Consider the following 26,701-nt stretch of genomic DNA (forward strand, 5'->3'; position numbering starts at 1 on the left):
ATTAAATATGAAAGTTAAGAGATTTATTGATTTAAATAGTGATCTTGGTGAAAGTTTCGGTCAATGGAAAATGGGTAACGACCAAGCAATGTTACAAGTGGTCAGCAGTGCAAATATTGCGTGTGGTTTTCACGCAGGTTCACCAGTAACCATTTTAGACACCCTAAAAGCAGCTAAAACTAATAATGTTACAATAGGTGCTCATGTAGGTTACCCTGATTTAGTTGGCTTTGGGCGACGTAATATGGACATTGCATCTAACGAACTAACGGCTGATGTGATTTATCAAATTGGTGCACTTAAAGGTTTAGCAACATCAATTGGTGCAAAAGTGAGTTATGTTAAACCTCATGGCGCTTTATATAACACTATTGCGAACGATAAACGTCAAGCTATGGCAGTTATCAATGCTATTTGTCAAATTGATGCTAATCTTATATTAGTGGCACTTGCTGGCTCTCCACTTATTGATTGGGCAAAACAGCAAGGTTTGCATGTGGTTGCCGAAGCCTTTGCAGATAGATCTTATCATCTTGATGGTACATTAGTTTCTCGTAAAGAAACCGGAGCTGTATTACACGATCCTGAATTAGTCGCAGAACGTATGTTACAACTTGTCAGAGATGGCGGTGTGACTTCTATTGAAGGTAAGTTTGTTACAATTGAGGCAGATTCCATTTGTGTGCATGGTGATAGTGAAGGTGCATTAGCGATGGCACAAAAAGTTCGCGAAAAATTACAACAAAATGGAATTACCATAACTTCGTTTACGAAAATAAGTGATAGATAAATCATTATGTTAATTTGATAAAATATAAACTGATATCAAACAAATAATTTTAGACTGGTTTTTTGTTAAGATCATGGATTAGATAACCGACAAGGTTAGAGGTACTAAATGCGATTTTTACCTGTAAATATCGATGCAATTATGGTTGAGCTTTCTAGCCTTGAACAGACCATGGCTTTAACTGATCAACTACAAAATAATCTAGCATTCTGGAAAATTGAAGAAATCATTCCAGCGGCTCGAACCGTTTTAATCCGTTTTAACCCAATTCTTACTGATGCCGATACTCTTGCTAAGAACATCTGTGCTCTTGATCTCACATCTGGTTCAATTCTTTCAGGGGAATTAATTATCATAACTGTCAACTATAATGGTGAAGATTTGGCATACGTCGCTGATCATCTTGGTATAACAGTTAGTGAAGTAATTAATAGGCATACTAATAATGAGTATCAAGTTGCTTTTTGTGGTTTTGCACCAGGCTTTGCTTATATGGTATCAAATCATGCTCAGCTTAATGTTCCGCGTCGCCTATCGCCTAGAGTTCGTATTCCAGCTGGTTCAGTGGCATTAGCTGGTGAATTTAGTAGTGTTTATCCTCAAGCAAGTCCAGGTGGTTGGCAACTTATTGGTATTACCGAATCTGCGGTTTGGGATATAAATCGAGATAATCCCGCTTTGTTTAAACCAGGTAGCCGCGTGCATTTTGTGGATGCGGCTAAATCCTCTAAGAAATATCATTTACCGACGATAAAGAAAGAAGAAAAAAATAACTCTCCGCAAGATATTAAAGTTTTGGCAACGGGATTACAAACTCTTTTTCAGGATAATGGACGAATTGGTCAAGCTGCATTAGGGATCTCAGAATCGGGGGCAATGGATAAAAGTGCACTACATAGTGCTAACCGAGTGCTTGGCAACCCAATTAATGAAGTCGCACTTGAGATCACCCAAGGTGGTTTTAAAAGTCAAATAAACCGCTCTATGTTAATTGCAGTCACAGGAGCGGTGTGTGACATTAATATCACCACATTACTTGGTGAAAAATATACTGCACCAATGTATCAACCCATTTTATTAGAAAAAGGTGATACTGTTGAACTTGGTAATATTAAATGTGGAGTGCGTAGTTATTTGGCTGTTCGTGGTGGTTTTCAAGTATCACCTATTTTAACAAGTTGTTCATTTGATACATTGGCACAAGTGGGACCTCCACCAATCACAATTGGGCAAACATTAACGATCAAATCAACAAATATAAAAGCATCTGTATCATTGAATGAATCACCAGCCATAAACTATCCATGCCCAGGTGATGTAGTGGTATTAGACATTGTGCTTGGACCAAGAACTGATTGGTTTACGCCTAATGCAATTAAGTTATTAACTGAGCAATTGTGGCGGGTAACGCCTGCTTCTAATCGTATTGGATTAAGATTATCTGGTGATATTTCATTAACTCGCGTTAAGTTACAAGAGTTACCAAGCGAGGGTACATGCATTGGTGCAATTCAAATACCAGCAAATGGACAACCTGTGCTATTTTTAAATGATCATCCCCTAACAGGTGGGTATCCGATTATTGGTGCTGTATGCAAATATCATTTAGATTTATCAGGACAAATCCCTATAAATGCTAAAATAAAATTTAATCCTGTTGGAATATTTAAAGAATTTGAAGGGAGTCATACCGACCATGTTTGAGAATAATAAAAAAATAACACACAGAGTACTCATTGCTAATCGAGGTGAAATTGCTGTACGCATTATTCGCGCATGCCGTGATATGGAGTTTGCATCCATTGCAATTTATGCTGATACGGACATTAATGCGCTGCATGTTCAAATGGCTGATGAAGCTTATGGATTATCGGGAAAGTTGCCGAGTGAAACTTATCTTAATATCGATAAGATTATTGCGATTGCAAAAAGATCGGGAGCTACTATGGTTCACCCAGGATATGGTTTTTTATCCGAACGATCGGAATTTGCTAAAGCTGTTCAAAAAGCAGGATTAATTTGGATTGGACCGAATCCAGAAACAATAGATATTCTTGGTGATAAAGTTAAAGCTCGACAGCTAGCCATACAAGTCGGAGCTCCATTAGTTGAAGGGACTAAAGAACCAGTACGCGATGCTAAAGAAGTTGTTGAATTTGCACATAAGCATGGCTTACCCATTGCTATTAAAGCCGCCTTTGGAGGTGGAGGGCGTGGTTTAAAAGTTGCATGGCAAATGGATGAAGTTGAAGAACTTTACCATTCTGCTGTACGAGAAGCGACAGCAGCTTTTGGACGTGGTGAGTGTTTTTTAGAGCAATTTTTACATAATCCACGTCATATAGAAGCTCAGGTCATTGCAGATAAATTAGGCCATATTGTCGTTGTAGGAACGCGTGATTGCTCATTGCAGCGTCGTAATCAAAAACTAATTGAAGAGTCGCCAGCACCATTTATATCGGATCAATTGCAACAACAAATTATTCAAGCATCAATTAACATTTGCGCCAAAGCAAATTATGTTGGAGCTGGAACCGTTGAGTTTTTACTCAGTCAGGATGGTAAATTGTCATTTCTTGAAGTAAATACTCGCCTACAAGTAGAACATCCTGTTACCGAAGAAACAGTCGGAATCGACCTAGTTGTGGAACAATTACGTATAGCACAAGGATTACCACTTAGTATTAATGAAACACCTAAACCTCAAGGTCATGCTATCGAATTTCGTATTAATGCTGAAGATGTAGCTAATGGTTTCTTACCAACATCAGGAACTATTACACGATTTGAAGTACCCTCAGGACCTGGCATTCGGTTAGATAGTGGTGTTGTCACTGGCTCAACGATCCCCTCAACTTTTGATTCACTTATGGCAAAACTCATTATTGTTGGAAATAATCGTGAGCAAGCGCTTGCTAGGGCTCATCGTGCATTAGCGGAGTTTTCTATTGAAGGTGTTGCGAGTGTTTTACCATTCGATCGTGCAATCATAGAACATCCTGATTTTTATCGTGATTTTAAAATACATACGCGTTGGATTGAAACAGAGTTTATACCAATGATGGATTCATTGCCGAGGCAGGTACCTATAAAAGATTCTACTCTGACCCATACTGTGATCGAAATTGATGGTAAACGTTGCAAAATTGGTTTGCCTGCACAATTATTGGCAGGATTGTCATTAGCTGTGAATAGTGAGTCAGCATTAACTTCATTAAAGAATGAGGAACAATCAGAAACTATTGTAAAATCGCCAGTTTCAGGAAATCTTTTTAAATGGATTATTGAAGAAGGTCAAGAAGTCGATAAAAGTGATGTAATAGGTATTATGGAAGCGATGAAGATGGAAGTTCAGATTATTGCTCATCGCAAAGGCATCGTAAAATTAATCAGTAAAGAAGGTGATTTTGTCAATACTGGTGATAAAGTTGCGGAAATTAATTAATAGGGTTAACTTCATTGTTTGATAAAATTGATGGAAATTTCCCATTTTTGATTAAACGATGATGATTCATTTTTCTAGAATCTTTACAGTTTTATCTACAACGCAAGCTTATTTTAATATGGTTGATATTTTGGTAACTATAAACTATTAATTGAGTTTTTTGATTATTTTCATTGCCAATTTATGTACGATATGTTAAAAGTGTACAGAAATTATCTCGTATTATCATTTTTATGTATGGATATTCAGGGATGATTTCTATATCTTGCCTTTTCCTATTACTATTTATATAGATATCCCCCAAAACTTAGTTTAGAAAGAATATACTGTTTTAAATATTTAAAGAAGTCATGAATATTTTCCATGTCTCATACATTTATAAATTGTCTTGAGTCGATATGCTAGTTGTTTTTTAACTTAATAAAACAAATTAACTTATTTCGCGTATTTTTTTAGTTTAAAATTAATAATCACTTAAATAATTTTAAAATTTTTCAAATTGATATACATTTTCAGCTCATTGCTAGGAGGTAAAGTAATTGATTTGTAATTTGATAAACGTATCCACAAGTTTTTTACGCCTTTATAAACTTAAATTTTGTCAAAAATTAAAGAACCCTTAAACCTTTTCCAAGTTTTATATCTACTAATAGTTGTTCGTTAATACACTAATTTATCGATTTATTAATTAATCACACATTGATCTAAATTAGTGAGTTTCATTCAGTACAAGTTTTCAAATAAAAACTGGTTAAATCCAGCATAAATTAATTGTGGATTTGAATGGGAGGAAATAATGAATAAAGTATACAAGTTAGTTTGGAATGCTAGACGTAAAGCTTTCATTGTTACATCAGAAAAAGCGCAATCAAAAGGGCGATTATTTTTGGTTAATTTGTTATCTGTAGCAACTTTAACCGCAGCAATGGTACCTGTTAGTTATGCTCAATGTATCGAAACATCTCTTAAAAATAATAGTTGCGAGACAAAAATTACTAGCCAATATGCAAATCAAAATTTATTAAGTTTACAACGTAGTGATTATCTAAATCATCTGTTGAGCACTGCAAATCTTAACGGTTCAGTTGAAATATCTCTTCCACACCATCTCGAATCTAATGACGATGGTTATACCTATACAAGTAACTCTGATGTTGATAACTTAGTTATAAACCAACCTGCCGGTAATATCATTGGTGGAACAAATGGTGTTAATATTAATCATAATGGTACTGGATCAACAAATATATCAATTAATGGTGATGTCACTGGTAAACAAAATGATGGGATACATGCTTCAAACTCAACTAATACTCAAGACTTAAACATTATAGAGACCGTAGGCGCCGACATTCACGGTAATTTGAATGGAATTAATGTTGCTAATAATGGTCACGGAACAACAACAATAACAACTTCAGATTCCGTTGTAGGTGACGAAAGTGATGGTATTGTTGTGGTGAATGACGGTGATACAAAAGGTATTAAAGTAATCCAATCAGCAGGGAGCATCCATGGTAAAAAAAATGGTATTAATGCCGACAATAGAGGTAAAGAGACTACACATATCACAACCGCAGGTGAAGTTATTGGTGATGATAATGAAGGAATTAATGCTGTCAATGAACAAAATGCTGGTAATATGGCTATTGAACAAAACAGTGGTTCAATTAGTGGTCATTTAAACGGAATAAAAGCTAATAATTTGGGTAATGGTTCGACTACAATCACAACTACAGCCAAGATTACTGGGCAAAATAATGATGGAATATTTGTAAATAATAATAGTAATACTCATGATTTATCGATTACCCAATCTTCCGGTTCAATTAGTGGAGAATTAAACGGAATCAATGCTACCAACGGCGGTAATGGGGCAACTATTGTAACCACTTCAGGAACGATTACAGCTAATCAGCAAGATGGTGTGGCTATTGTCAATCAAGCCAATACTAGAAAACTAACTTTCAACCAATTAAAAGGCGATATTACAGGCAAACAATATGGTATCAATATTGTCAATAATGGTAATGGTTTAACATCTATTAACAGTTATGGCAATGTCGAAGGCCAACAAAAAGATGGTATATTTGGTATTGGTGGTGTAAACACTAACGATTTAAACGTTAGTCAATCTACTGGTAGTATAAAAGGTGAACTAAACGGCATTAATATGACCAACCAAGGAAACGGCTCGACTTTAATTACGACTAATGGTGAAGTAACCGGTCATCAAAATGATGGGATATTTGCTGTTAACGAAGTGAATACTCATGAACTAACAATTAATCAATCTGCAGGCAATATTCATGGCCAATCAAATGGAATAAATATTAATAACAAAGGTAGTGGTTCGACGATTGTTAGCGCATCTGGCGATGTAATCGGTGACAATAATTACGGCATTAGCGCTGTTAATGAAACAAACACTAAAGACCTTAATATTCGGCAACCACTAGGTAATATTCACGGTAAGCTTGATGGTATTAATGTAGAACATAAAGGAACAGGCACAACAACCATTGCAACCTCTGGACAAGTGATAGGCGATCAAGAAAATGGAATCTATGCCATAACTCAAACGAATACTAAAAATTTAACAGCCAAACAATCATCTGGTTCTATTTTAGGGAAAAAAAATGGTATTAATTTTAATAATTTAGGAACTGGTTCAACTTTCATTAACACTGCAGGACAAGTAGAGGGTAGCGAAAATGATGGAATACTGGTTAATAATGATACTCATAGTCAAGATGTTAACATAATGCAAACTGCGGGTAGTATAAAAGGTAAGTTAAATGGCATTAATGTTAACAATAAAGGAAATGGTACTACATCAATAATAACCTCTAATGATGTTATTGGAACACAAAATAATGGTATGACCGCTGTTAATGAACAAAATACCCAAGACATAATTGTTTCTCAGTTAGGTGGTAATATTCAAGGTTCACAAAATGGTATTAATATGTTTAACAACGGTAAAGGTGCCACATCAATTAATACATCCGGAATGGTTATCGGAAAACTTAATGATGGTATTTATGCGTTTAATAACAACAATACTACTGATCTTAAAGTTAGCCAATTAGACGGTGAAATTAACGGTAAACACAATGGCATGACAATTGAAAATAATGGACAAGGTTTAACATCTATTACTACTTTAGGTAAAGTCATAAGTGATCAAGAAGATGGAATATTTGCAACAAATAATACTAATTCTAAAGATCTAGACATAATTCAATCTGGTGGTGAAATTATTGGTAATAAGAATGGTATTAATATTGTTAATAATGGTCAAAGATCAACCGTTATCAGTATAGCCGGAAAAGTTATTGGTAACAATAGTAATGCTATTTCAGCTGTAAGCCAATCCTCAACCAATAACCTATTATTTGGACAGACACAAGACAGTGAAATAATTGGTAAACTTAATAGTATTGAGCTTGCTAATCATGGACAAGGTTCAACAGGTCTTAAAGTTGCAGGCAAAATAGTTAGCCTAAACTTAGATGCCATTATTGCAACTAATTATTCTAATGCAAATAATTTAACATTTAGACAAGAATCGAATAGTGAGATCCAAGGTGCTAACAATGGGATTAATTTTACTAATCAGGGAAATGGTTTTACTCGTATTGTGAGTGAAGGTAAGATCACTGCTAATAATGGTTCAGCAATATTAGTCTCCAATAACGATACAGCCTCAGATTTATTAATAAACCAAACAAATGGCATTATTAATGGTTTTGATAATGGTATTAAGGCAATCAATAATGGTACTGGGTCTACTGAGATTAACATTTTTGGCAAAGTAGAAGGACAATCAGGAACAGGTATTTATACCACAGGTAAAGAAGGGTTAAAAACCTATATAAATTTAAATCAGGGTGCAGATGTCTCATCGGCTAGTGACATTGCAATAACAAACGAAATCACAGATTCAATTATTTCTCTAAATGATGGTTCCAAAATTAGTGGACAAATTAGACTTGGAGAGGGTAATGATACACTGTTTATTAATGAAGGCGCAGATATATCACAATTAACCGCAATAGATGGTGGTAATAAATTTACGCGCGTAGGTGGATCGTCTGACGAGGATACCCTTAACCTTAATGTTCATCTTATCGGCTCATCAACTTCAAGCGGTTCGATTGGAAATGTATCAATCGTTGGATGGGAAAATATTAATCTCAGTCAGATTAGTAAATTGACATTAACAGGGGATTTAAATACAGATCAATTAACTCTTGAATCAGGGGCAATTGTTGATCTTCAATCCACTTTACATCAATCACAAATTAGTGGAAGTGTTCATAATGGAGGGACTATTACACTTGGTAATTCCTATGCAGGAGATAGTTTGATTATTGCTGGCGATTATGTTGGAGATAACGGGAAATTAGTGCTTGATACCGTCGTTCAAAATAGTGATAGTCCAACAGATCGATTATTAGTAAACGGTAATGTTTCAGGAAACACATTTATACAAATTAATAATATTAATGGGTTAGGTGCTGATACGAGTAATACTAATGGCATTGAATTAGTCCATGTCGATGGGGTAAGTACTCATGATGCATTTAAAATCCCTGAAGATCATTTAGATGTTGGCGCATATGAATATTATTTGCATAAAGGTGATCTTAACAACCAAAATAATAACTGGTATTTACGCTCCTATTTACCTAATGATCCAACCAATCCAACCAATCCAACCGACCCAACGGATCCAACTAATCCAACAGACCCAACAGACCCAACCAATCCAACCAATCCAACCAATCCAACAGACCCAACGGATCCAATCAATCCGACAGACCCAATGAATCCAACCAATCCAACACATCCAATCGATCCAAGTATTGATCCGGATACAGGAAAACCTGTTAAACCAGCAGGTGTTAAAACTTATCGTAAAGAAGTTCCTTTGTTTGGAGCAATCGCAGAACAACTTCGCTTAGCAGAAAATATTATGCAAAGTAATTTACATCAACGTATTGGTAATATGCCGTTGTTAGATTCACCAATAAGTTGGGGTAGAATTATAACTAAACGTATTGATGTAGAACAAAATGGCATTACCAATCCTCAAAGCAAAGGAAACTACACTGGTTTTCAATTAGGAAGTGATCTTTGGCAAGAAGACAATTGGCGACTGGGCGCTTATTTTGGCTATTTGTATGGTGATATGACCATTAATGGGTTTGCTAGTGGTCGAAATGGACAAGTGGGTAAAAATGGTATAAATTCCTACTTCTTAGGCGCTTATAGTACTTATATGCAAGACAATGGTACTTATCTTGATATTGTTTTACAAGGGGCTCGTCATCGTGTCAATGTAAAACCTGATGGTAATGAAAACAGCAAACAAAAAAGCTATGGCTTAAGTGCATCAATTGAAACAGGTAAACCATTTATCTTATCGGCTAATGGCTGGAAGTTTGAACCACAAGCCCAAATCATACATCAATGGCTTGATATGCATGATAGTCATATTAGTGGTAATACCAAAGTAAAACATAGTAATAATAATGCTGTGTTGTTCAGAATTGGTGCTCGTTTTGAAGGTAATTTCAAAATGGATGATACATTATTACGTCCTTATGCTCGTGTTAACCTGTTCTATTCACCAAGTGGTGCTGATCATGTAACCTTTGCTAGTAAAAATGCTGCTACGGAATTTAGCAATGGTGCTAAATATTTAAGTTCGGAAATGGCAATAGGTGGCAGTTTTGAAATTAATAATCAATTCAGCGCTTATACAGAAATCGGCCATACATGGACAAATGGTGGGGATGCAAGAGTCAAAGCACCGTTTAGCGCATCTGTTGGTATTCGGGCTAATTGGTAATAGTTAAATAAACTTTCACTAAGGCATAAAAAACCGGTATGACATAGCGAATTTAAGTGACCCCCAATAGTTGGACAACCAATTACAGGGGGTCTTTTTATGTCAAAATATAGTCGAGATTTAAAAATTATCATAGCTAATGAATTCTTATCAGGAGAATCATCGGAAATATTTTCTAAAAACTTTATTCAAACAACTTGATTCAGAATAACCATATCTGAACGTATTATTATCGATATCAACGTTACACAGCTGGATTAATAAGTGATATTACAGTTTTTATATTTTAATCTTAAAGATAAATTGTTATAGGGCTTGTTTAGAATGCAATCAACTTGTTGCACTAAATCTTTACTATCATCGGACATAGATAAAATTAACTCATACTTTTTAATGGGTTAAAAGCCCCCTTTGTTGGAGGCGACCATGATGTTTATTAGTATTAAATCTATATTACGATTTCAAAATTAAATATTAGGCCGACGTTTAGTCAGCCACTCTACAACTGCTGGATCTCGATGTGAGAAAAATGCACTGGTCGCAGTATCAATTGCGGTAATATCGATCATATCTTGATTTGAAAGTTTAAAATCAAATATATTAAAATTTTCGGTCATACGTTCTTTTCTCACTGATTTTGCTAAACAGACAATTTGGCGTTGTATTAACCAGCGTAAAATAACTTGACCAACTGATTTATTATACTTATTACCAATGGTGGTTAAAACAGGATGATTGAAAATATCATTTTTTCCTTCTGCAAAGGGTGCCCATGCTTCAGGCTGAATCGTTTTACTTTGCATCCAAGGTGCTGCTTGTAATTGTTGATTAAATGGATTAACTTCTATTTGATTTACAGCAGGTTTTATTTTATTAAAAGCCATTAAGTCAGCTAAACGATCTGGCTGAAAATTACTAACACCAATGGCTTTAATTTTTCCTTGCTCGTAGAGCTCTTCCATTGCATGCCAAGCACCATAAATATCACCAAAAGGTTGGTGGATTAAATATAAATCAATATAATCCACTTGTAATAAATTTAATGATTGTTCAAATTGGATTTTAGCACCTTCATAACTAGCTCGGTTTAACCAAAGTTTGGTGGTAATAAATAGATCTTTTCGGTCAATCCCACTAATTTTAATCGCATTTCCCACTTGGCGTTCATTTTGATAAGCGGTTGCTGTATCAATCAGGCGATAACCAACATCAATTGCATCTAATACTGCTTGTTCACAATGCTTTTCATCAATTTGATAAACACCAAATCCTAAAGTTGGCATCTCGATCCCATTATTTAATTTTATCTTTCTCATAATGATCACCTCTACAAAAAATTAACTGAAAATACCAAGTGTTATTATATTTTTATGATTATTTATCAATTATATTATTTAGTAAAGCTAAAAATATTAATCAGTTAAGATAAAGTTTTGTATGCCAACAACTTTACTAACAATCCTCTATCGTTTGAGTTTTAGTTTAATTATTAAACGTCATAAAATAGTTTTATTAGGATTAATTTAGTTAGAATAAATTCCAATACATTCATTGATAACTGTAAATTTTTTTAATTCATTAAGGTTTGATAGATTGATTTGCTTTTTTATCTGTTTTAGTTACAAGATAATTTACTGAACAATACTATTGCAATTTTAATTTATCGTATATTAGAAGTTGCGTTATTTGTATATGATTATTTTTTGGTATTAAAAGTAAAACATTGAGGATTCGGTTAGATGATACATATGTTATTGTATAAATATTGATGTTTTAAGCGATTTTGAAAATGTTTATAACGTCGTTATTAAATACAAAGAATCAGTTATGATTGAAAGTATAAATCATTTCGATTTATATAATAATTTTATCAGATTACAATTGATGAATTTCGGTACTTTTTAGAAAAAATCTAAAAGAGTTGACTAACATATTAATAAAGGAGAATAAAATGACGATTCGTGCTGTACCTCTTGATAAATCATATCGCTTACTGAATCATGGACCAACGGTAATGGTTTCAGCAAAAAATGATAATACTGAAAATGTTATGTCAGCATCATGGGTCTGTGCATTAGATATGTTTCCTGCAAAATTGACAGCAGTACTAGACAAAAAGTCATTCACACGGCAACTTATCGAAAAGAGCCAGAAATTTGCAATACAAATTCCTATTGCCAAACAAGCTGAACAAGTTATAGGCCTTGGTACACAAAGTTATTTCGATAATCCAAACAAATTAGCCGATAACCACATCGAGTTATTCTATCAAGAAGGTTTTGATGTTCCTCTTGTAAAAGGCTGTGCTGCTTGGTTGATCTGTCGTCTGATCCCTGAAGAATATAACCAGCAAAATTATGATCTATTAATTGGTGAAGTTATCGGTGCATGGGCTGATAATCGTATTTACGAAAATGGTCATTGGAAGTTTGATGAGATAAGTGATGAAATGAAGACGTTGCATTATATAGCGGGTAATCAGTTTTATATCACAGGTAAAGGAGTTGTTGTTAAGGATTAGCCTAGATATTTTCTAAATTAATTACACAATTAATAATTAATAATATCTTTAAAATTATGATGTATAAAGATAAGTTGTCCATTAATCGAATATATTTAAAATATTACTTAACATGGAAATCGTCCAAAATTTTTAAACGTTACTATCTAATTATTGGTAAAAACAATGATTTGCTGGTATTTTTTACTTTTTAAATTTTTATAAAATCATGATCTCTCGCCAATCATTTTTAATATCCTTGTATATAAAAAGGAATAACAAATCTTAATAATTGAATAATGTGATATAAAAAATAGTTATCATAATAATTTTTTTATAGTTTTACTGTTCAATTATGTTAATGTTTTGCCGTTACATTATTATATAGGGAAATACTATGCCTCATTCAACTAATAGATTGGTTCGTATTTATTTTAAAGTAGGGCTGATACCGCAAATTATATTAGGATTAATTCTAGGTATTGCATTAGCCGCTATTTCGAAAGATCTTGCATTAGATATGTCATTTATTGGAGCACTTTTTATTAATGCCTTAAAATCCGTCGCTCCTATTTTGGTTCTTATTTTAGTTATTGCTTCAATATCCAATCACCAACATGGTAAACGCGCTAATATGGGTGAACTTCTTACGCTTTATTTTTCTGGAATGATGTTGGCCGCATTATTAGCAACGGTTGCTAGTTTTATCTTTCCTTCTGTTATTTCATTAGGAGATGCCGCTGACCAAAGCAAATTAACCCCTCCAGGTAGTATTGTTGAAGTATTAAAAACGTTGTTTAACAAAATGATCGACAATCCAGTAAATGCGTTGGTTAATGCTAACTATATTGGTCTTATCATTTGGGGCGTTGGTATTGGGATTGCGTTAAGGCACTCAAGTGAAACGACCAAAACAATGATGAACGATCTGTCTTTAGCAATTTCATTCATTGTAAGAATTATTATTCGCTTTGCACCATTAGGCGTATTTGGTTTAGTTGCTTCAACTCTTGCAGAAACAGGTTTTGGGGAGTTACTTAAATATGCCCATCTATTAGTCTTATTAGTATCTTGTATGTTAATTGTGGCATTAATTATTAATCCATTATTAGCGTATATTGTTATGCGTAAAAATCCATTTCCACTCGTTTTGACTTCATTAAAAGATAGTGCCATCCCAGCATTCTTTACTCGTAGTTCAGCAGCAAATATTCCGGTTAATATCGAAATTTGCAAAAGATTAAAAATGGATGAAGATACCTATTCTGTAGCAGTACCATTAGGTGCGGCTATTAATATGTCAGGTGCGGCAATCACTATCACTATTTTAACTTTAGCGACCGTTAATTCTTTGCATATAGAAGTGGATATTTTTTCTGCGTTATTACTTTGTATTGTGACGAGCGTATGTGCATGTGGTGCATCAGGTATTGCAGGCGGGTCTTTACTGCTTATTCCTGTTGCTTGTAGTATGTTTGGTATACCTAACGAAATTTCAGCAAAAGTCATTGGTATCGGGATTGCTATTGGTGTAATTCAAGATTCCGTTGAAACTGCGCTTAATTCATCTAGTGATGTCGTATTTATCGGCGCAGTATCAGAAAAAGTTCAACGTAATAAGACAAAATAGTTTTAAAATATGTAGATAATCGCTAGCTTATACTTATCTCAACAGCCTGATAAAAAAATTTATCAGGCTTTTTTTATTAACCAATAGATATAGTCATCAGGCAAATTATTGCATTTATTGATATGACTATTTATCATAATTCAAAATTCGATCAATTATATTCACGCAAAATATTAGAATCTTATGCCATCTAATCAAACTATTTCTGCTTCGACATTTCCCAAAAAAGGTAATACAAAAAAAGGTCATGAGACAAGATCTGCATTGATTCGTAGTGGAGTAGAATTGATGACCACATATGGGTACATTTCATCAAATATTGAAAATATTTTAAAGCAGGTAGGCGTGCCCAAAGGTTCCTTTTATTATTACTTCAAAAGTAAGGAAGACTTTGGAAAAGCAATCATAGCGAGTTATGATAGTTTTTTTGCTCATAAATTAGATAAGCATTTAAATAATTCGTCGATTAAATCACCAATTGCTCGAATTAAAGCTTTTTACGAAGATGCAAAGCAAGGTATGGCGAAGTATGATTATGATCGTGGATGCTTAATTGGCGAATTAATTCAAGAAGAATCACTCTTACCTCAAGGTTATGCGCAACTGCTTGAACAGGTTTTGCAAAGTTGGCAAGTTAAAATAGAAAAATGTCTTGAATTAGCAAAAAAATCAGGTGAAATTAACGCAAAAATTAATTGTAAATTATTATCTGAATTTTTTTGGTTAGGTTGGGAAGGTGCGGTAACACGTAGCAAATTGCTAAAAAAATCAGAACCGTTAGATACATTTATAACTGTTTTTATTAATATGACAATTAAATAGAATGTAATATCCTAATTTATTCTAACTTTATGTTTGTTAAACCTTATCCAAATATAATTTATTGTTTTTAACTAGACGACCAGTCTATAATTTTTAGACCAATTGTCTATTAATGTAATTAAATTATCTAACTGGCGTGTCAATTAATTCAGTTAATCAATTATCTATAGATTTATTATCCATTACACAATAAGGAATATGTATGTCATTCAATGCCATTATTTTAGAGAAAAATGAAGTTACTGGTTTTTCCCATTCATTGAAAACCATAACTAAACAACAACTACTTCAACAACAAGGCGACACCTTAGTAAAAATACAATATTCAAGTATTAATTATAAAGATGCATTAGCATTGACCAATAAAAGTCCTATTGTTAGACAATGGCCAATGATTCCAGGTATTGATGGTGTAGGGACGGTAATTGAATGTCAAAGTGGTCGTTATCAACCAGATGATTTGGTTATTTTGAATGGTTGGGGGTGCGGTGAAACACATTGGGGATGCCTTGCTCAATATGCGTATTTGAAATCAGATTGGCTAATTCCATTACCAAGCAATCTAACTCCTTATCAATCAATGATTATTGGTACCGCAGGGTATACGGCTGCTTTATGTGTTTTGCGTATTGTTGATTTTGGCGTTAAACCAGAAGATGGCAAAATTTTAGTTACAGGCGCCACAGGTGGCGTTGGTTCAGTTGCTATCGCATTATTGAGTAAATTAGGTTATCAGGTCACCGCCTCAACCAGTAAAATGAATGATGAAGATTATTTACATAAACTGGGTGCGGTCGAGATTATTGATAGTCAATCATTAAAAGAGCCTAATCGGCCATTACAAAAAGAACAATGGTCAGCAGCAATTGATGTGGTTGGTTCGTATACATTAGCAAACATTTGTGCACAAACTCAATATGGTGGTATTGTCACTTGTTGTGGTCTTGCTCAAGGTATGGATTTACCGGCAACGGTTGCACCTTTTATTTTACGTGGCGTGACATTAGCAGGTGTTGATAGTGTGATGGCGAGCTATGGTAAACGGGTTGCTGCATGGCAATTAATAGCACAACATTTTGATGAAAAACTATTTTCTCATATAGGCCAAACAGTTACCTTAAATGAATGCCCTGACATAGCTAATAAAATGATAGCTGGACAAATTAAAGGGCGTTTTGTGGTTGATGTTAATCATTAACGAAAAAATTAACTATATAAATTTCTTATGATTTAGCGGTGTAAAATATTCACCGCTCATTCAAGTTAAGTAAACAGCCGATTTAAATGTAAACAAAAAGGATTAATTCAGTAATTATCCTTGTATTTCCTGTGAAATCAGAATAAATTCAATCTAAGTAAGCTGTTTTGAAAGTAAAGTTCGCAATGACCGTTTAAAATTATCAATATTTAGTGAGTAATTTAAAGAGGGGAAATGTGATATGCCTTATCAAACACGAGATGATCTACCTGAATCGGTTCGACATGTTCTACCTGCCCATGCTCAAGATATTTTTAAAGAAGCTTTTAATAATGCAATAAAAGAGTATCAAGATCCTAAAAAACGACGAGACAATAGTTCGCCTGAACAAATTGCGTTTCGAGTTGCTTGGTCGGCGGTTGAGAAGCTTTATCATAAAGATGAAAATGGCAAATGGGTTGCTAAATAATCACCTAAATGATAAATATTCTTTGTTTTAACATTTATTAATACTATTGATTAATAATCAATAAAAAGATAGTATAAAATCTAAGCCAACATGTATGGTTGGCTTAATTTATATTTAAATCAAGGAATTAAAATGTTTATTTTTTCTCTTACCTATCTTAAACCCATTAATGAAGTAGAAAAATATTTACCACAACATATTGATTATCTAGAACACTATTATCAAGCAGGGCATTTTATTGCTTCTGGTCGCAAAGTACCTCGCAAAGGTGGTGTAATTCTTTGTTGTGCTGATAGTCATGAACAAGCCATGTCAATCATGCAAGAAGATCCGTTCTATATTCACCACATTGCCGAATATGAACTGATAGAATTTATCCCTACAAAATATGCAAAAGAGTTTGAAGTATTTATTTAATTATTGTCGATTGTTTAAAATTTATTTTTAATAACATGGAACATCAATATCGATCTTTAATTTAAAAATTAAACAGTTATATCATCCATTTGATAAAATAAATATAATGTTAATTATCTAAAATTTAAACTTTCATATTCGCTTATCTAATCAATCCTATCTTTAAACATAACCATTCAAAAAAATTAATTGAAACTGTGAACCTTTTTTGCTTTTTTGAGCCTCTATATATGTATGTTATTTAATAAATAAAATGATATTAAATTCATTTAATTTTACTCTTCGAGTATGACGGATTAAATAAAGATTAAAAAAACATGAGTAAAAACAGAGAACAACTAATCAAATTAGCTTGTCAGGGAGATCAACAAGCAATTGAAAAGTTATTGTTGATTTGTCAGCCCGATATTAAACGATTCGCTCGAAGAACATGTTCAACCTCAGAAGATGTTGAGGATACTGTTCAAATTGCATTATGGCAGTTATATCGAAAAATAGGGATGTTAAAAACAGTAGCAACGTTTACAGGATGGTTATTTCGTATAGTTGAACGAGAATGCTATCGGTTATTTAAAATTAGGCGCTCAAAAACTATTAATTCAGACTTTGAACTTGATAATTTGCCTGCAACATACCTTTTTCACTTGTTACACAACTGTTTTTTATTCTTTGTGCAGTTCTTTTGTTACGAGGCTGTTCTGCTTGTTGGTTTTTCGGTTTAATTAAAAAACGACAAATACAAAAAGGAGAGTAACATGAGTAATTATCAATCAAGTAGTGATTTTAAATATCTTGCTTCATTATTGAAATATTCCCCCAATGAAACCCAAGCATTTATACATTTTGATCAGCAGACAATTAAGCGAACTGATGGAGTTATTCCAACAAAAACACGTGAATTAATTGCATTAGCTATAGCGCTTACGACGCAATGTGCTTATTGTATTGATGTTCATATTAAAGGTGCAAAACGGGCAGGGGCAAGCGTTGATGAGTTGGCTGAATTGATTTCGATTTCCGCATCGGTAAGATCTGGCGTAACCATGGCTCACGGTCTGTTAGCAATGCGCCTATTTGAACAAAATAATAGTTAAATTCTATTTGTTATAATCGTATTTTAAAAAATGGCAGTAATTAAGAAAAAAGTTAAACTGCCAAATTTTACTATTCAACTATCTAATTAGATGGCATTTTTATCTTTTCTTCTCCAATTTTATCTCTTTATCTTAATGTAAGATAAATTTTCCTTATTATATTTTTATTTATTATTTTTCCTTATCAATAAGGAAAAAGTTGGTTAGTAATTAATTATTTTTCCTTTTATACTGAAGTTGAAATGTCAATAAATATAGGTACTTGATTATGAATAATAAAGGTTTACCAAAAGGTTTTTTATGGGGAGGAGCTGTTGCCGCTCATCAATTAGAAGGTGCTTGGCAAGCTGGCGGTAAGGGTCCTAGTGTTGCTGATGTGATGACTGTTGGATCGCCAAAAAGTTATCGAAAAATCACGGAAGGCATTATTCCAGGAGAATATTATCCTAATCATGAAGCTATCGATTTTTATCATCATTACAAAGATGATATTAAACTTTTTGCTGAAATGGGTTTCAAATGTTTTCGAACCTCAATTGCTTGGACTCGTATTTTTCCGAAAGGTGATGAGCTTGAACCAAATGAAGAAGGTCTGAAGTTTTATGATGATCTTTTCGATGAGTGTTTGAAATATAACATTGAGCCGGTTGTTACCCTTTCGCACTTTGAGTTGCCTTATTATTTAGTTACCGAATATGGCGGTTTTCGAAATCGAAAATTAATTGATTTCTTTGTTCGCTTTGCTGCCGTCTGTTTTGATCGCTATAAGAATAAAGTTAAATATTGGATGACTTTTAACGAAATCAATAACCAAGCTAATTTTAACGAAGATTTTGCCCCATTCACTAACTCTGGTATTTATTATAAACCAGGCGATAATCGCGAAGAAATCATGTATCAAGCTGCACATTATGAATTAGTTGCTAGTGCTAAAGCAGTACAAATTGGTCATGCGATTAATCCTGATTTTGAGATTGGTTGTATGATTGCTTTAGTACCAATCTATCCAGAAACATGCAAACCAAGCGATATCTTAATGGCTCAAAAAGTCATGGAACGTAAGTATTTCTTTACTGATGTCCATGTTCATGGTGAATACCCAAATTACATAAAAAAATATTGGCAACGTAAAAACATTAAACTTGATATTACCCCACAAGATTTGGAAGTGTTAACGAAAGGAACAGTTGACTATATTGGATTTAGTTATTACATGTCGAATGTGGTTAGACACAATAAGGGTAATGACCATTTTGATTATAATGAAAAAACTGATTTAGTCGGCAATCAGTATGTCAAAAAATCCGATTGGGGGTGGCAAATTGACCCTGAAGGCTTACGTTATACATTAAATTGGTTAACCGATACTTACCGTTTGCCACTTTTCATTGTTGAAAATGGTTTTGGTGCCTATGACAAAATTGAAGCGGATGGAAGTATTCATGATACTTATCGAATTGAATATTTACGTGAGCATATAAAACAAATGAAGTTAGCCGTTGAAGAAGATGGCGTTGATTTGATGGGATATACCCCTTGGGGCTGTATTGATTTAGTTTCAGCAGGAACTGGCGAAATGGAAAAACGTTACGGTTTTATCTACGTCGATAAAGACAATAAAGGCAATGGAACCTTAAAACGTAGTCGAAAAGATTCATTTGCTTGGTATAAGAAAGTCATTGAGTCAAATGGTGAAACTTTATAACGATAAAATTCATTAGGAGAGATTATGAAAAAAGCGTTAATTATTTGTGCTGCAGGTATGTCATCATCACTTATGGCTAAAAAGGTAACTGAATTTTTTGCTAGCCAAAATAAACCTATTGAGCTTGATGCGGTATCGGCAACACAAGGCAGCAATATGATTAAAAATAGTGATTTTGCACTGTTTTTAATTAGCCCTCAAACCATGATGATGTTTGATAAATTAAAAGCATTAGGTGATGAAGTAGGTAAACCAGTAGTCAGTATTCCATTTCAAGCCTATATCCCTATTCAATCGGGTATAGAGCAGTTAGCTAAATTAGTTGAGGATAATATTAATTAAAAATTAAGAAAATCCCAGTTCTACCGATCTAAATATGATGCGATTGCTTAATTAAGTAATCGCATCATAAAAATGGTTCAAGTTTTTGAGTGTTCTTTCAATAAGTTAACCATTTAGGATAGATTTAGTTAATAGCTAAGGTATAGTAGATAATGATAAAACATAAACAACGAGAACTCATTAGTTTACTAGTTCGTTCTAAAAATGAATATAAAAGTAGTCAAGAACTTGCTACCGAATTATCCTTATCTGATCGTACTGTACGTACTTATCTTAAAGACTTAAAAACTTTAATTGAGCGCAATGGCGGCAATATAGTAAGTAAGCAAGGTTATGGTTTCCAATTAGAAATTTTAGATAGAACCGCGTTTAATTTATTTTTAATTGAGCACCATTTACTAGATAAAAATATTGAGCAATCTCAATGTCGTGAAGCCAGCGAGCGAAAACATTTTATCCTTAATTTGTTATTACTAGAGAGTCAAAAAATTGATGTTGAAGAGTTATCCGAACAGCTATTTATTAGTTCATCACAATTAAATAAAGATATAGCTGAGATAAAATCTCAATTACAGACTTATGAATTAACCCTTAAAAAAAATCGATCGTTAATTTTTGTCGACGGTGAAGAAAAAGCCAAACGTCATTTTATAATGAGTTACTTTTTCCATGAAGATTCGATTAATTTTTTACACCATTTATCTTATTTCAATCAATCATGTGAAACTATTAGCTTTGATACCCTTACTATCATTATTTTAGATGAGTGTCGTGAAGCAAATATCAAATTATCTGATGTAATGATTCAAAATATTGTATTGCATCTATCACTAAGCATTAAGCGTTTACAATCAGGACTTTCTATTCAAAATCTTGATTTGCCCGTTTCAACCAGTACAACGCTTGAATACCAAGTTGCCAATAAAATCATTGCACGCATTGAATCTGTAATTGGTTTTCATTTTCCGAAAGAAGAGCAAATGTATCTTACTTTACATTTGATGAGTAAATCTAATTTAATTCAAGATGTTCTTGATGATGAACTCTGCTCGTCATTAACCAATATACTTCTAAAAATTCAACAAGAGACTGGCTACCCTTTTTGGCATGATGAACAATTGAAAAATGGATTAATTCAACACCTAAAACCTATGCTAGTGCGTTTAGAACAAAATATAAAATTAGAAAATCCATTAATAGATGAAATTAAGGATCAATATTTAGAAGTTTTTATGTTAGTTAAACGTTATTTAAGCCAATTAACTAGTTTAAATAAATATAAGGTCAATGATGATGAATGGGGGTATTTGGCGCTGCATTTTTTAGCTTCACTTGAAAAGTTAAAAAACGAACAGAAGGCTAAAGTTTTGATCATTTGTGCAACAGGAGTAGGCAGTGCACAATTATTAAAAAATCGGGTCCAGAGCGAATTTGATGAGCGTGTAAAAATAGTTGCAACCCGTGGTTACTATGAAATTGAACCCGAAATGATAAATGATATTGACTTTATTATTTCATCTGTCGATTTATCATCAAAAGTATTTAAAGTCCCCGTATTTCATGTATCGGTATTTTTTGGTGAAGAGGATGTTCAAGCAATTCGTCGATATCTTTCTCATAGACAAACGCCCAATTTATTACCTAAAGATTCCTTACCAATAACAACAGAACACAAGAAGCAAAATCACTCGAATTATATTGCTCAGATTTTTGATGATATTGCTGCTGATTATTTTTATTTGTGCCATCGAAAGCCAACTAAACAAACCGTATTAGATCATTTAGTTGATCTATTATCCGTTAATGAAGTTAAAAACTTCAAACAAGAGATGAAAAAGCAAATGGAAAAACGTATGGCTATTGGCGAAATACTCTTTAGTCCAACAATTGTGGTTCCACATCCTGCTATACCGGTTGGCAAGATAGCGAAAATAGCCATTGCTGTGATTCCCGATGGTTTGTTTTGGAATGACAATTATCAAAACGTTAAATTTGTTTTTATGATTTCACCATCAATTTATCAAAATTCAAACTTAGCCATGATGACAAAAGCAATCGTCAACTTAATTGATGATTTACCCATGCAACAGGCGATGTTAGACATTTCAGATTTTAATCAATTTAAATCACTTTTTATCCAACTAATTGAAAAAGGAGCGTAGCAATGAATGACAAAATGAGCTCAGAGGATATTCAAATTACTGCTTTCAATATTATTTTGCACAGTGGTAATGCTAAAACCAAAATCCATTCGGCTTTCGAATTGATGCGAAAGGGTGAGTTTGATAAAGCTAATCAGCTTTTAGATGAAGCGAATGATGAGATTTTAGAAGCCCATGAGTCGCAAACAGGGCTACTTCAGTCTTATGCTAATGGGACTAAAATTGAAATGGAAATTATCATGGTTCATGCTCAAGATCATTTGATGACCACAATGACGCTTCGTGAAATTGCTATTGAGATGTCTCATCTATATCAACAAACATACAAGTTATCCAGTTAATTAAGAGGTCAGCTATGGATTCTCAATTAGAAAGCCAACTTAAAACGCATAAAAAAGTGAGTTTGACTAATCTCTATTTTAATCGTTTTTTAGCGGTTCGTTATACCACAGCATTTTTTCTATTTTTAAATCTTTATTGGGCCGTTTTTTTGATGGGAAGTTTATCCATTGCCATTGTGCTACCACTCTTGCTTATTTTGCTTGCTACCTTAACCAGCTTTGAGCAAATTAGACTTTATCGAAATCATCAAAACCATTTACGATATGCTAGTCTTTTCTATCGGATAATGTTGATAAGTATCATTACGTTAATTTTTTCAATTTATACCCCATTATTTCACTTTTTCTTTCCATTTTTAAAATATTCACAAGAGGTTTTAAACGTATTATTAGGAATTTTGGCAGCAAGCTTAGTTTTTACTATTTTTATACTGATTAAACTGAAAAAGATTGAGCGTAATGAGGATAAACATTTTAAAAGAATCCAAGCTTATCAAGAAATCATTAATTAAATGAGGAAAACAAAATGAATAACGGATTTGTGTTGTTACAAAAATATCTAATGACTCCGATGGCAAAAATATCGCAGTTTAAGATTGTTCGAGCCGTAATGGCGGCGGGAATGGCATCAGTTCCTTTTTGTATCGTTGGCTCGATGTTTTTAGTGTTTAATACGTTACCGATGACCTTTACTGGATTGGAAACAGCTTTTGATAATTCTGTTTTCAAAATAAGAGATCTTTATATGATAGCTAATACTGCAACAATGGGAATATTAGCGCTTTATTTTAATATTGTTGTCGGTTACGAATTAACTAAAATTGAGGAAGAAGAGACAGGTTTAAAAGTTAATGCTCTTAATGGTGCAATGCTATCTGTTTTTGCTTTCATCATGACATTACCAGAATTAGTGATGCAAAATAGGGCGATGGTGTTATTTAATGATCAAAGTGAATCCGTCTATAACGGATTACGCCTAAATCCTTTTGTTACTCGGTTAGGAACTTCAGGTATCTTTATTGCAATTGTTATGGCAATTTTAGCAACACAACTTTATTTTATGTGTGTACGTCGTAATTGGGTAGTTAAAATGCCTGAAACCGTTCCATTAGGAGTATCACGATCATTTACAGCACTCATTCCAACATTTGTCATCGCATTTACAATTATTATCTTAAATGGTGTTTTGATTTATTTTGGTACGGACATTTTCAATATCATCGGTATTCCGTTTATCTTTGTAACCAATTTAACTAAAAGCTGGCTTGGCATTATGGTGATACTATTTTTAATCCATGCTCTTTGGGTTGTTGGTATTCATGGTGCAAGTATTATTGGTGCGTTTATTACACCGATAATGCTTAGCAATATGAATGAGAATATTGGTGGAGCAGCTATTCCGTTTGCGGGTGAATTTAATAACTCTTTAGTAATTCTAGGTGGTTCGGGTTCAACACTTCTTATGACATTTTTTATCGCTTTTTGTGCTAAATCAAGTCAATTAAAGATTTTAGGTCGAGCCTCAGCTGTTCCTGCAATATTTAACATTAATGAACCAATCATTTTTGGTATGCCAATCGTGTATAACCCATATCTTGCTTTACCATTCTTATTAGCACCAATGGCATGTGGTACTTTGGGTTATTTTGCTATAAGTTCAGGTTTTATGAATCCAATTATCGCGTTAATACCTTGGCCATCACCAATGGGCTTAGGTGCATTTATTGGAACAGGCGGGGATTATCGAGCTATGTTTGTGGCCATACTTTCTGCAATCTTAGCATTGATAATTTATCTTCCATTTGTAAAAATTTATGACAACAAACTATATAAAGAAGAACAAGCTAAATCTGAAAATCAAGAGCAATTATCTTAATTGCCAATGAATTGAAAAGAGCGTAGATAATTGTATGTCATTATGTATGCTCTTTTTATTTTTCTAAGTTTCAGCCTAAAATTTAAATAAAGCACAAAGTTAGACATTTTTGCTTTTATTTACGCCGATCATTATTTGCTCGCCTCTTTGATTTTCTATGCTATATTGATTATTACCTCTTTCATTAAATTCACAATATAAAATTTATTTTTTTGAGTTATGGGAAGATGTTAATTATTTATCTTTAGGAGGTTTAAAATGTTCTATCTTAAGCGTAGGTTGATCAAGTATAGCTGTTTTATTGCGTTTTTAATGATAAGTCAGCAAGCTATTTCCGCTGAAGATCTTCAACCTAAATTCGAAGCGGGTGCGGTTGCCTCTCCTGATTATTATGGTGCCATAGCTGCCAAAGAGATGTTATCCAAAGATGGGAATGCTGTCGATGCTGCTGTCGCTACAGCTTTTACATTAGCAGTTACTTATCCTGAAGCGGGTAATATAGGTGGTGGGGGATTTATGACACTTTGGATTGAAGGAAAGCCTTATTTTCTGGATTATCGTGAAGTTGCTCCTAGCAAAGCAGATAAAGATATGTTTCTGGATGGTAAAAAAAATGTAATCGACAATCTGAGTTTATATTCTCATAAAGCGTCATGTGTTCCGGGTACTGTTGCGGGAATGTGGGCTGTTCATCAACGCTTTGGTCGGTTAAGTTGGAAAGAAGTTATGGCGCCAGCGATTCGTTTTGCTAATGATGGATTCAGAGTTAATAAGCAATTAGTGACTCGTTATCAAGAAATAGAACCAACGGCACCAGCCAATGGTTACTTTAAGCACTATTTTGGTTCTATGCAAGAAGGACAGATGTTTAAACAACCTGAACTTGGCAAAGTATTAGAACGTATTGCAATGCAAGGTAGTGATGGATTTTATAAAGGAGAAACTGCTAAATTAATTGCAGAGCAAATGGCAAAAAATGATGGTTTAATTACGGAGAGTGATTTAGCCAATTATCAAGCAAAATGGCGAGATCCTTTAGTTGCAAATTGGCAAGATATGCAAGTTATTACTGCACCACCACCGAGTTCAGGCGGGGTAGGTTTAATTCAACTATTATCAATGAAACAAGAATTAGCGAATGATTTTGAAGGTGTTAAAGTTAATTCATCAAAGTATATTCACCTTATGGCAGAAATAGAAAAACGTGTTTTTGCCGACCGAGCGGAATATATGGGAGATCCTGATTTTGTAACCGTACCCGTCGCTCAATTAATCAATACTCATTATATGGCTCAAAGGGCTAAACAAGTTAATCCAAAAAGCATTTCCAATACAGAACAAGTTAAACCTGGTTTAGATAATAGAGAAAAATTACAAACAACCCATTTTTCAATTGTGGATAAATGGGGCAATGCAGCTTCAAATACTTATACACTGAACGGTTGGTTTGGTTCTGCTGTCGTTGTGCAAGGTACCGGTATTATACTAAATAATGAGATGGATGATTTTAGTAGTAAACCTGGTGTCGCTAACCAGTTTGGTGTTGTAGGTAAAGATGCAAATGCAATAGAACCCAATAAACGACCTTTATCTTCGATGACACCCAGTATCTTCATAAAAGATAATAATGTGGTAATGGTTATTGGTACACCGGGCGGCTCAAGGATTTTTACCTCTATCTTTCAAGTTGTAACCAATGTTTTTGATAACCATATGACTTTAAAACAAGCTGTACAGGCGCCGCGTTATCATCATCAATTATTACCAAGCAATGTTATTTATATCGAAAGTTTTCAAAATAATGTACCAAAACAATTGAAAACTGAACTTGAGCAGATGGGATATAGCTTTTATCAACAAGATTTTAGTGGAGATATTCAGGTTATAAAAATTACCAATAATAAACCTGATGCTGTATCAGATATCCGTGGTCGAGGTAAAGCAATAATTGTAGAATAAAATTTTTATAACATTCTTGTTGCTATAGCAATTTATTTGCTAGTATTAAAAAATTGTTACTAATACATAACAAAAAACCCGCCAGTTTGAC

20 protein-coding genes are annotated in these 26,701 nt (G+C 33.5%); 19 read left to right on the forward strand and 1 reads right to left on the reverse strand.

The features are described 5' to 3' along the window. Window positions 1-7 precede the first annotated feature (7 nt). From AC5LW9_RS05100 to AC5LW9_RS05115, 4 genes are all read left to right on the forward strand, one after another. Window positions 8-790: a LamB/YcsF family protein gene (locus tag AC5LW9_RS05100; protein ID WP_493456429.1), complete on the forward strand. Its 783-nt coding sequence runs from the start codon at window positions 8-10 to the stop codon at window positions 788-790. Window positions 791-898: 108 nt separating this feature from the next. Next, window positions 899-2,494 carry a 5-oxoprolinase subunit B/C family protein gene (locus tag AC5LW9_RS05105; protein ID WP_493456430.1) on the forward strand — a complete coding sequence of 532 codons (1,596 nt, stop codon included), beginning with the start codon at window positions 899-901 and terminating at the stop codon, window positions 2,492-2,494. Next, window positions 2,487-4,235 (forward strand): acetyl/propionyl/methylcrotonyl-CoA carboxylase subunit alpha, encoded by a 1,749-nt coding sequence (locus AC5LW9_RS05110; protein ID WP_493456431.1) that lies wholly within the window; start codon window positions 2,487-2,489, stop codon window positions 4,233-4,235. The genes AC5LW9_RS05105 and AC5LW9_RS05110 overlap by 8 nt, the downstream gene beginning before the upstream one ends. A gap of 796 nt (window positions 4,236-5,031) precedes the next feature. After that, entirely contained in the window at window positions 5,032-10,095 is a 5,064-nt protein-coding gene (locus AC5LW9_RS05115; RefSeq protein WP_493456432.1) for an autotransporter outer membrane beta-barrel domain-containing protein, read from the forward strand. Window positions 10,096-10,562: 467 nt separating this feature from the next. Here the strand turns inward: AC5LW9_RS05115 and AC5LW9_RS05120 are convergent, their stop codons facing one another. Beyond that, a complete protein-coding gene (locus tag AC5LW9_RS05120; RefSeq protein WP_198229043.1) occupies window positions 10,563-11,411 on the reverse strand; it encodes an aldo/keto reductase in 849 nt (282 codons plus the stop codon). Window positions 11,412-12,046: 635 nt separating this feature from the next. Here AC5LW9_RS05120 and AC5LW9_RS05125 point away from each other — a divergent pair. From AC5LW9_RS05125 to ggt, 15 genes are all read left to right on the forward strand, one after another. Next, on the forward strand, window positions 12,047-12,616 hold the full coding sequence (locus AC5LW9_RS05125; RefSeq protein WP_198229044.1) for a flavin reductase family protein: 570 nt from the start codon (window positions 12,047-12,049) through the stop codon (window positions 12,614-12,616). A 376-nt stretch (window positions 12,617-12,992) separates the two neighbouring features. Further along, the gene (gene sstT, locus AC5LW9_RS05130; protein WP_198229045.1) at window positions 12,993-14,225 is read left to right on the forward strand and encodes a serine/threonine transporter SstT; all 1,233 of its coding nucleotides are present in this window, start codon (window positions 12,993-12,995) and stop codon (window positions 14,223-14,225) included. A 183-nt stretch (window positions 14,226-14,408) separates the two neighbouring features. After that, entirely contained in the window at window positions 14,409-15,047 is a 639-nt protein-coding gene (acuR, locus tag AC5LW9_RS05135; protein ID WP_493456433.1) for an acrylate utilization transcriptional regulator AcuR, read from the forward strand. Window positions 15,048-15,249: 202 nt separating this feature from the next. Beyond that, a complete protein-coding gene (gene acuI, locus AC5LW9_RS05140) occupies window positions 15,250-16,245 on the forward strand; it encodes an acrylyl-CoA reductase (NADPH) (RefSeq protein ID WP_493456434.1) in 996 nt (331 codons plus the stop codon). Window positions 16,246-16,486: 241 nt separating this feature from the next. After that, window positions 16,487-16,714, forward strand: a complete 228-nt coding sequence (locus tag AC5LW9_RS05145) for a ChaB family protein (RefSeq protein ID WP_198229049.1) — start codon at window positions 16,487-16,489, stop codon at window positions 16,712-16,714. Window positions 16,715-16,846: 132 nt separating this feature from the next. Then, entirely contained in the window at window positions 16,847-17,131 is a 285-nt protein-coding gene (locus AC5LW9_RS05150; protein ID WP_198229050.1) for a YciI family protein, read from the forward strand. A 317-nt stretch (window positions 17,132-17,448) separates the two neighbouring features. Next, a complete protein-coding gene (locus AC5LW9_RS05155; protein ID WP_198229051.1) occupies window positions 17,449-17,853 on the forward strand; it encodes an RNA polymerase sigma factor in 405 nt (134 codons plus the stop codon). Window positions 17,854-17,886: 33 nt separating this feature from the next. Further along, window positions 17,887-18,225 carry a carboxymuconolactone decarboxylase family protein gene (locus AC5LW9_RS05160; RefSeq protein ID WP_493456435.1) on the forward strand — a complete coding sequence of 113 codons (339 nt, stop codon included), beginning with the start codon at window positions 17,887-17,889 and terminating at the stop codon, window positions 18,223-18,225. Between the two features lie 268 nt (window positions 18,226-18,493). After that, window positions 18,494-19,930: a 6-phospho-beta-glucosidase gene (locus AC5LW9_RS05165; RefSeq protein WP_493456436.1), complete on the forward strand. Its 1,437-nt coding sequence runs from the start codon at window positions 18,494-18,496 to the stop codon at window positions 19,928-19,930. Window positions 19,931-19,954: 24 nt separating this feature from the next. Then, window positions 19,955-20,272, forward strand: coding sequence for a PTS cellobiose transporter subunit IIB (locus tag AC5LW9_RS05170; RefSeq protein ID WP_086326178.1), 318 nt, complete (start codon window positions 19,955-19,957; stop codon window positions 20,270-20,272). 152 nt (window positions 20,273-20,424) lie between these two features. Continuing rightward, on the forward strand, window positions 20,425-22,434 hold the full coding sequence (locus AC5LW9_RS05175; protein ID WP_493456437.1) for a BglG family transcription antiterminator: 2,010 nt from the start codon (window positions 20,425-20,427) through the stop codon (window positions 22,432-22,434). Window positions 22,435-22,436: 2 nt separating this feature from the next. Further along, entirely contained in the window at window positions 22,437-22,775 is a 339-nt protein-coding gene (locus AC5LW9_RS05180) for a PTS cellobiose transporter subunit IIA (protein ID WP_086326180.1), read from the forward strand. A gap of 14 nt (window positions 22,776-22,789) precedes the next feature. Beyond that, a complete protein-coding gene (locus AC5LW9_RS05185; RefSeq protein ID WP_493456438.1) occupies window positions 22,790-23,287 on the forward strand; it encodes a hypothetical protein in 498 nt (165 codons plus the stop codon). Window positions 23,288-23,301: 14 nt separating this feature from the next. Then, entirely contained in the window at window positions 23,302-24,651 is a 1,350-nt protein-coding gene (gene celB / locus AC5LW9_RS05190) for a PTS cellobiose transporter subunit IIC (RefSeq protein ID WP_493456439.1), read from the forward strand. Between the two features lie 312 nt (window positions 24,652-24,963). Further along, window positions 24,964-26,610, forward strand: coding sequence for a gamma-glutamyltransferase (gene ggt, locus AC5LW9_RS05195; protein WP_493456595.1), 1,647 nt, complete (start codon window positions 24,964-24,966; stop codon window positions 26,608-26,610). Window positions 26,611-26,701 lie beyond the last annotated feature (91 nt).

It is taken from the genome of Gilliamella sp. LMG 34360, from assembly GCF_984568995.1.

Coding starts and splice junctions, on each gene's coding strand:
- AC5LW9_RS05100 (WP_493456429.1), top strand. CDS start 8: ATGAAAGTTAAGAGATTTATTGATTTAAATAGTGATCTTGGTGAAAGT.
- AC5LW9_RS05105 (WP_493456430.1), top strand. CDS start 899: ATGCGATTTTTACCTGTAAATATCGATGCAATTATGGTTGAGCTTTCT.
- AC5LW9_RS05110 (WP_493456431.1), top strand. CDS start 2,487: ATGTTTGAGAATAATAAAAAAATAACACACAGAGTACTCATTGCTAAT.
- AC5LW9_RS05115 (WP_493456432.1), top strand. CDS start 5,032: ATGAATAAAGTATACAAGTTAGTTTGGAATGCTAGACGTAAAGCTTTC.
- AC5LW9_RS05120 (WP_198229043.1), bottom strand. CDS start 11,411: ATGAGAAAGATAAAATTAAATAATGGGATCGAGATGCCAACTTTAGGA.
- AC5LW9_RS05125 (WP_198229044.1), top strand. CDS start 12,047: ATGACGATTCGTGCTGTACCTCTTGATAAATCATATCGCTTACTGAAT.
- sstT (WP_198229045.1), top strand. CDS start 12,993: ATGCCTCATTCAACTAATAGATTGGTTCGTATTTATTTTAAAGTAGGG.
- acuR (WP_493456433.1), top strand. CDS start 14,409: ATGCCATCTAATCAAACTATTTCTGCTTCGACATTTCCCAAAAAAGGT.
- acuI (WP_493456434.1), top strand. CDS start 15,250: ATGTCATTCAATGCCATTATTTTAGAGAAAAATGAAGTTACTGGTTTT.
- AC5LW9_RS05145 (WP_198229049.1), top strand. CDS start 16,487: ATGCCTTATCAAACACGAGATGATCTACCTGAATCGGTTCGACATGTT.
- AC5LW9_RS05150 (WP_198229050.1), top strand. CDS start 16,847: ATGTTTATTTTTTCTCTTACCTATCTTAAACCCATTAATGAAGTAGAA.
- AC5LW9_RS05155 (WP_198229051.1), top strand. CDS start 17,449: ATGAGTAAAAACAGAGAACAACTAATCAAATTAGCTTGTCAGGGAGAT.
- AC5LW9_RS05160 (WP_493456435.1), top strand. CDS start 17,887: ATGAGTAATTATCAATCAAGTAGTGATTTTAAATATCTTGCTTCATTA.
- AC5LW9_RS05165 (WP_493456436.1), top strand. CDS start 18,494: ATGAATAATAAAGGTTTACCAAAAGGTTTTTTATGGGGAGGAGCTGTT.
- AC5LW9_RS05170 (WP_086326178.1), top strand. CDS start 19,955: ATGAAAAAAGCGTTAATTATTTGTGCTGCAGGTATGTCATCATCACTT.
- AC5LW9_RS05175 (WP_493456437.1), top strand. CDS start 20,425: ATGATAAAACATAAACAACGAGAACTCATTAGTTTACTAGTTCGTTCT.
- AC5LW9_RS05180 (WP_086326180.1), top strand. CDS start 22,437: ATGAATGACAAAATGAGCTCAGAGGATATTCAAATTACTGCTTTCAAT.
- AC5LW9_RS05185 (WP_493456438.1), top strand. CDS start 22,790: ATGGATTCTCAATTAGAAAGCCAACTTAAAACGCATAAAAAAGTGAGT.
- celB (WP_493456439.1), top strand. CDS start 23,302: ATGAATAACGGATTTGTGTTGTTACAAAAATATCTAATGACTCCGATG.
- ggt (WP_493456595.1), top strand. CDS start 24,964: ATGATAAGTCAGCAAGCTATTTCCGCTGAAGATCTTCAACCTAAATTC.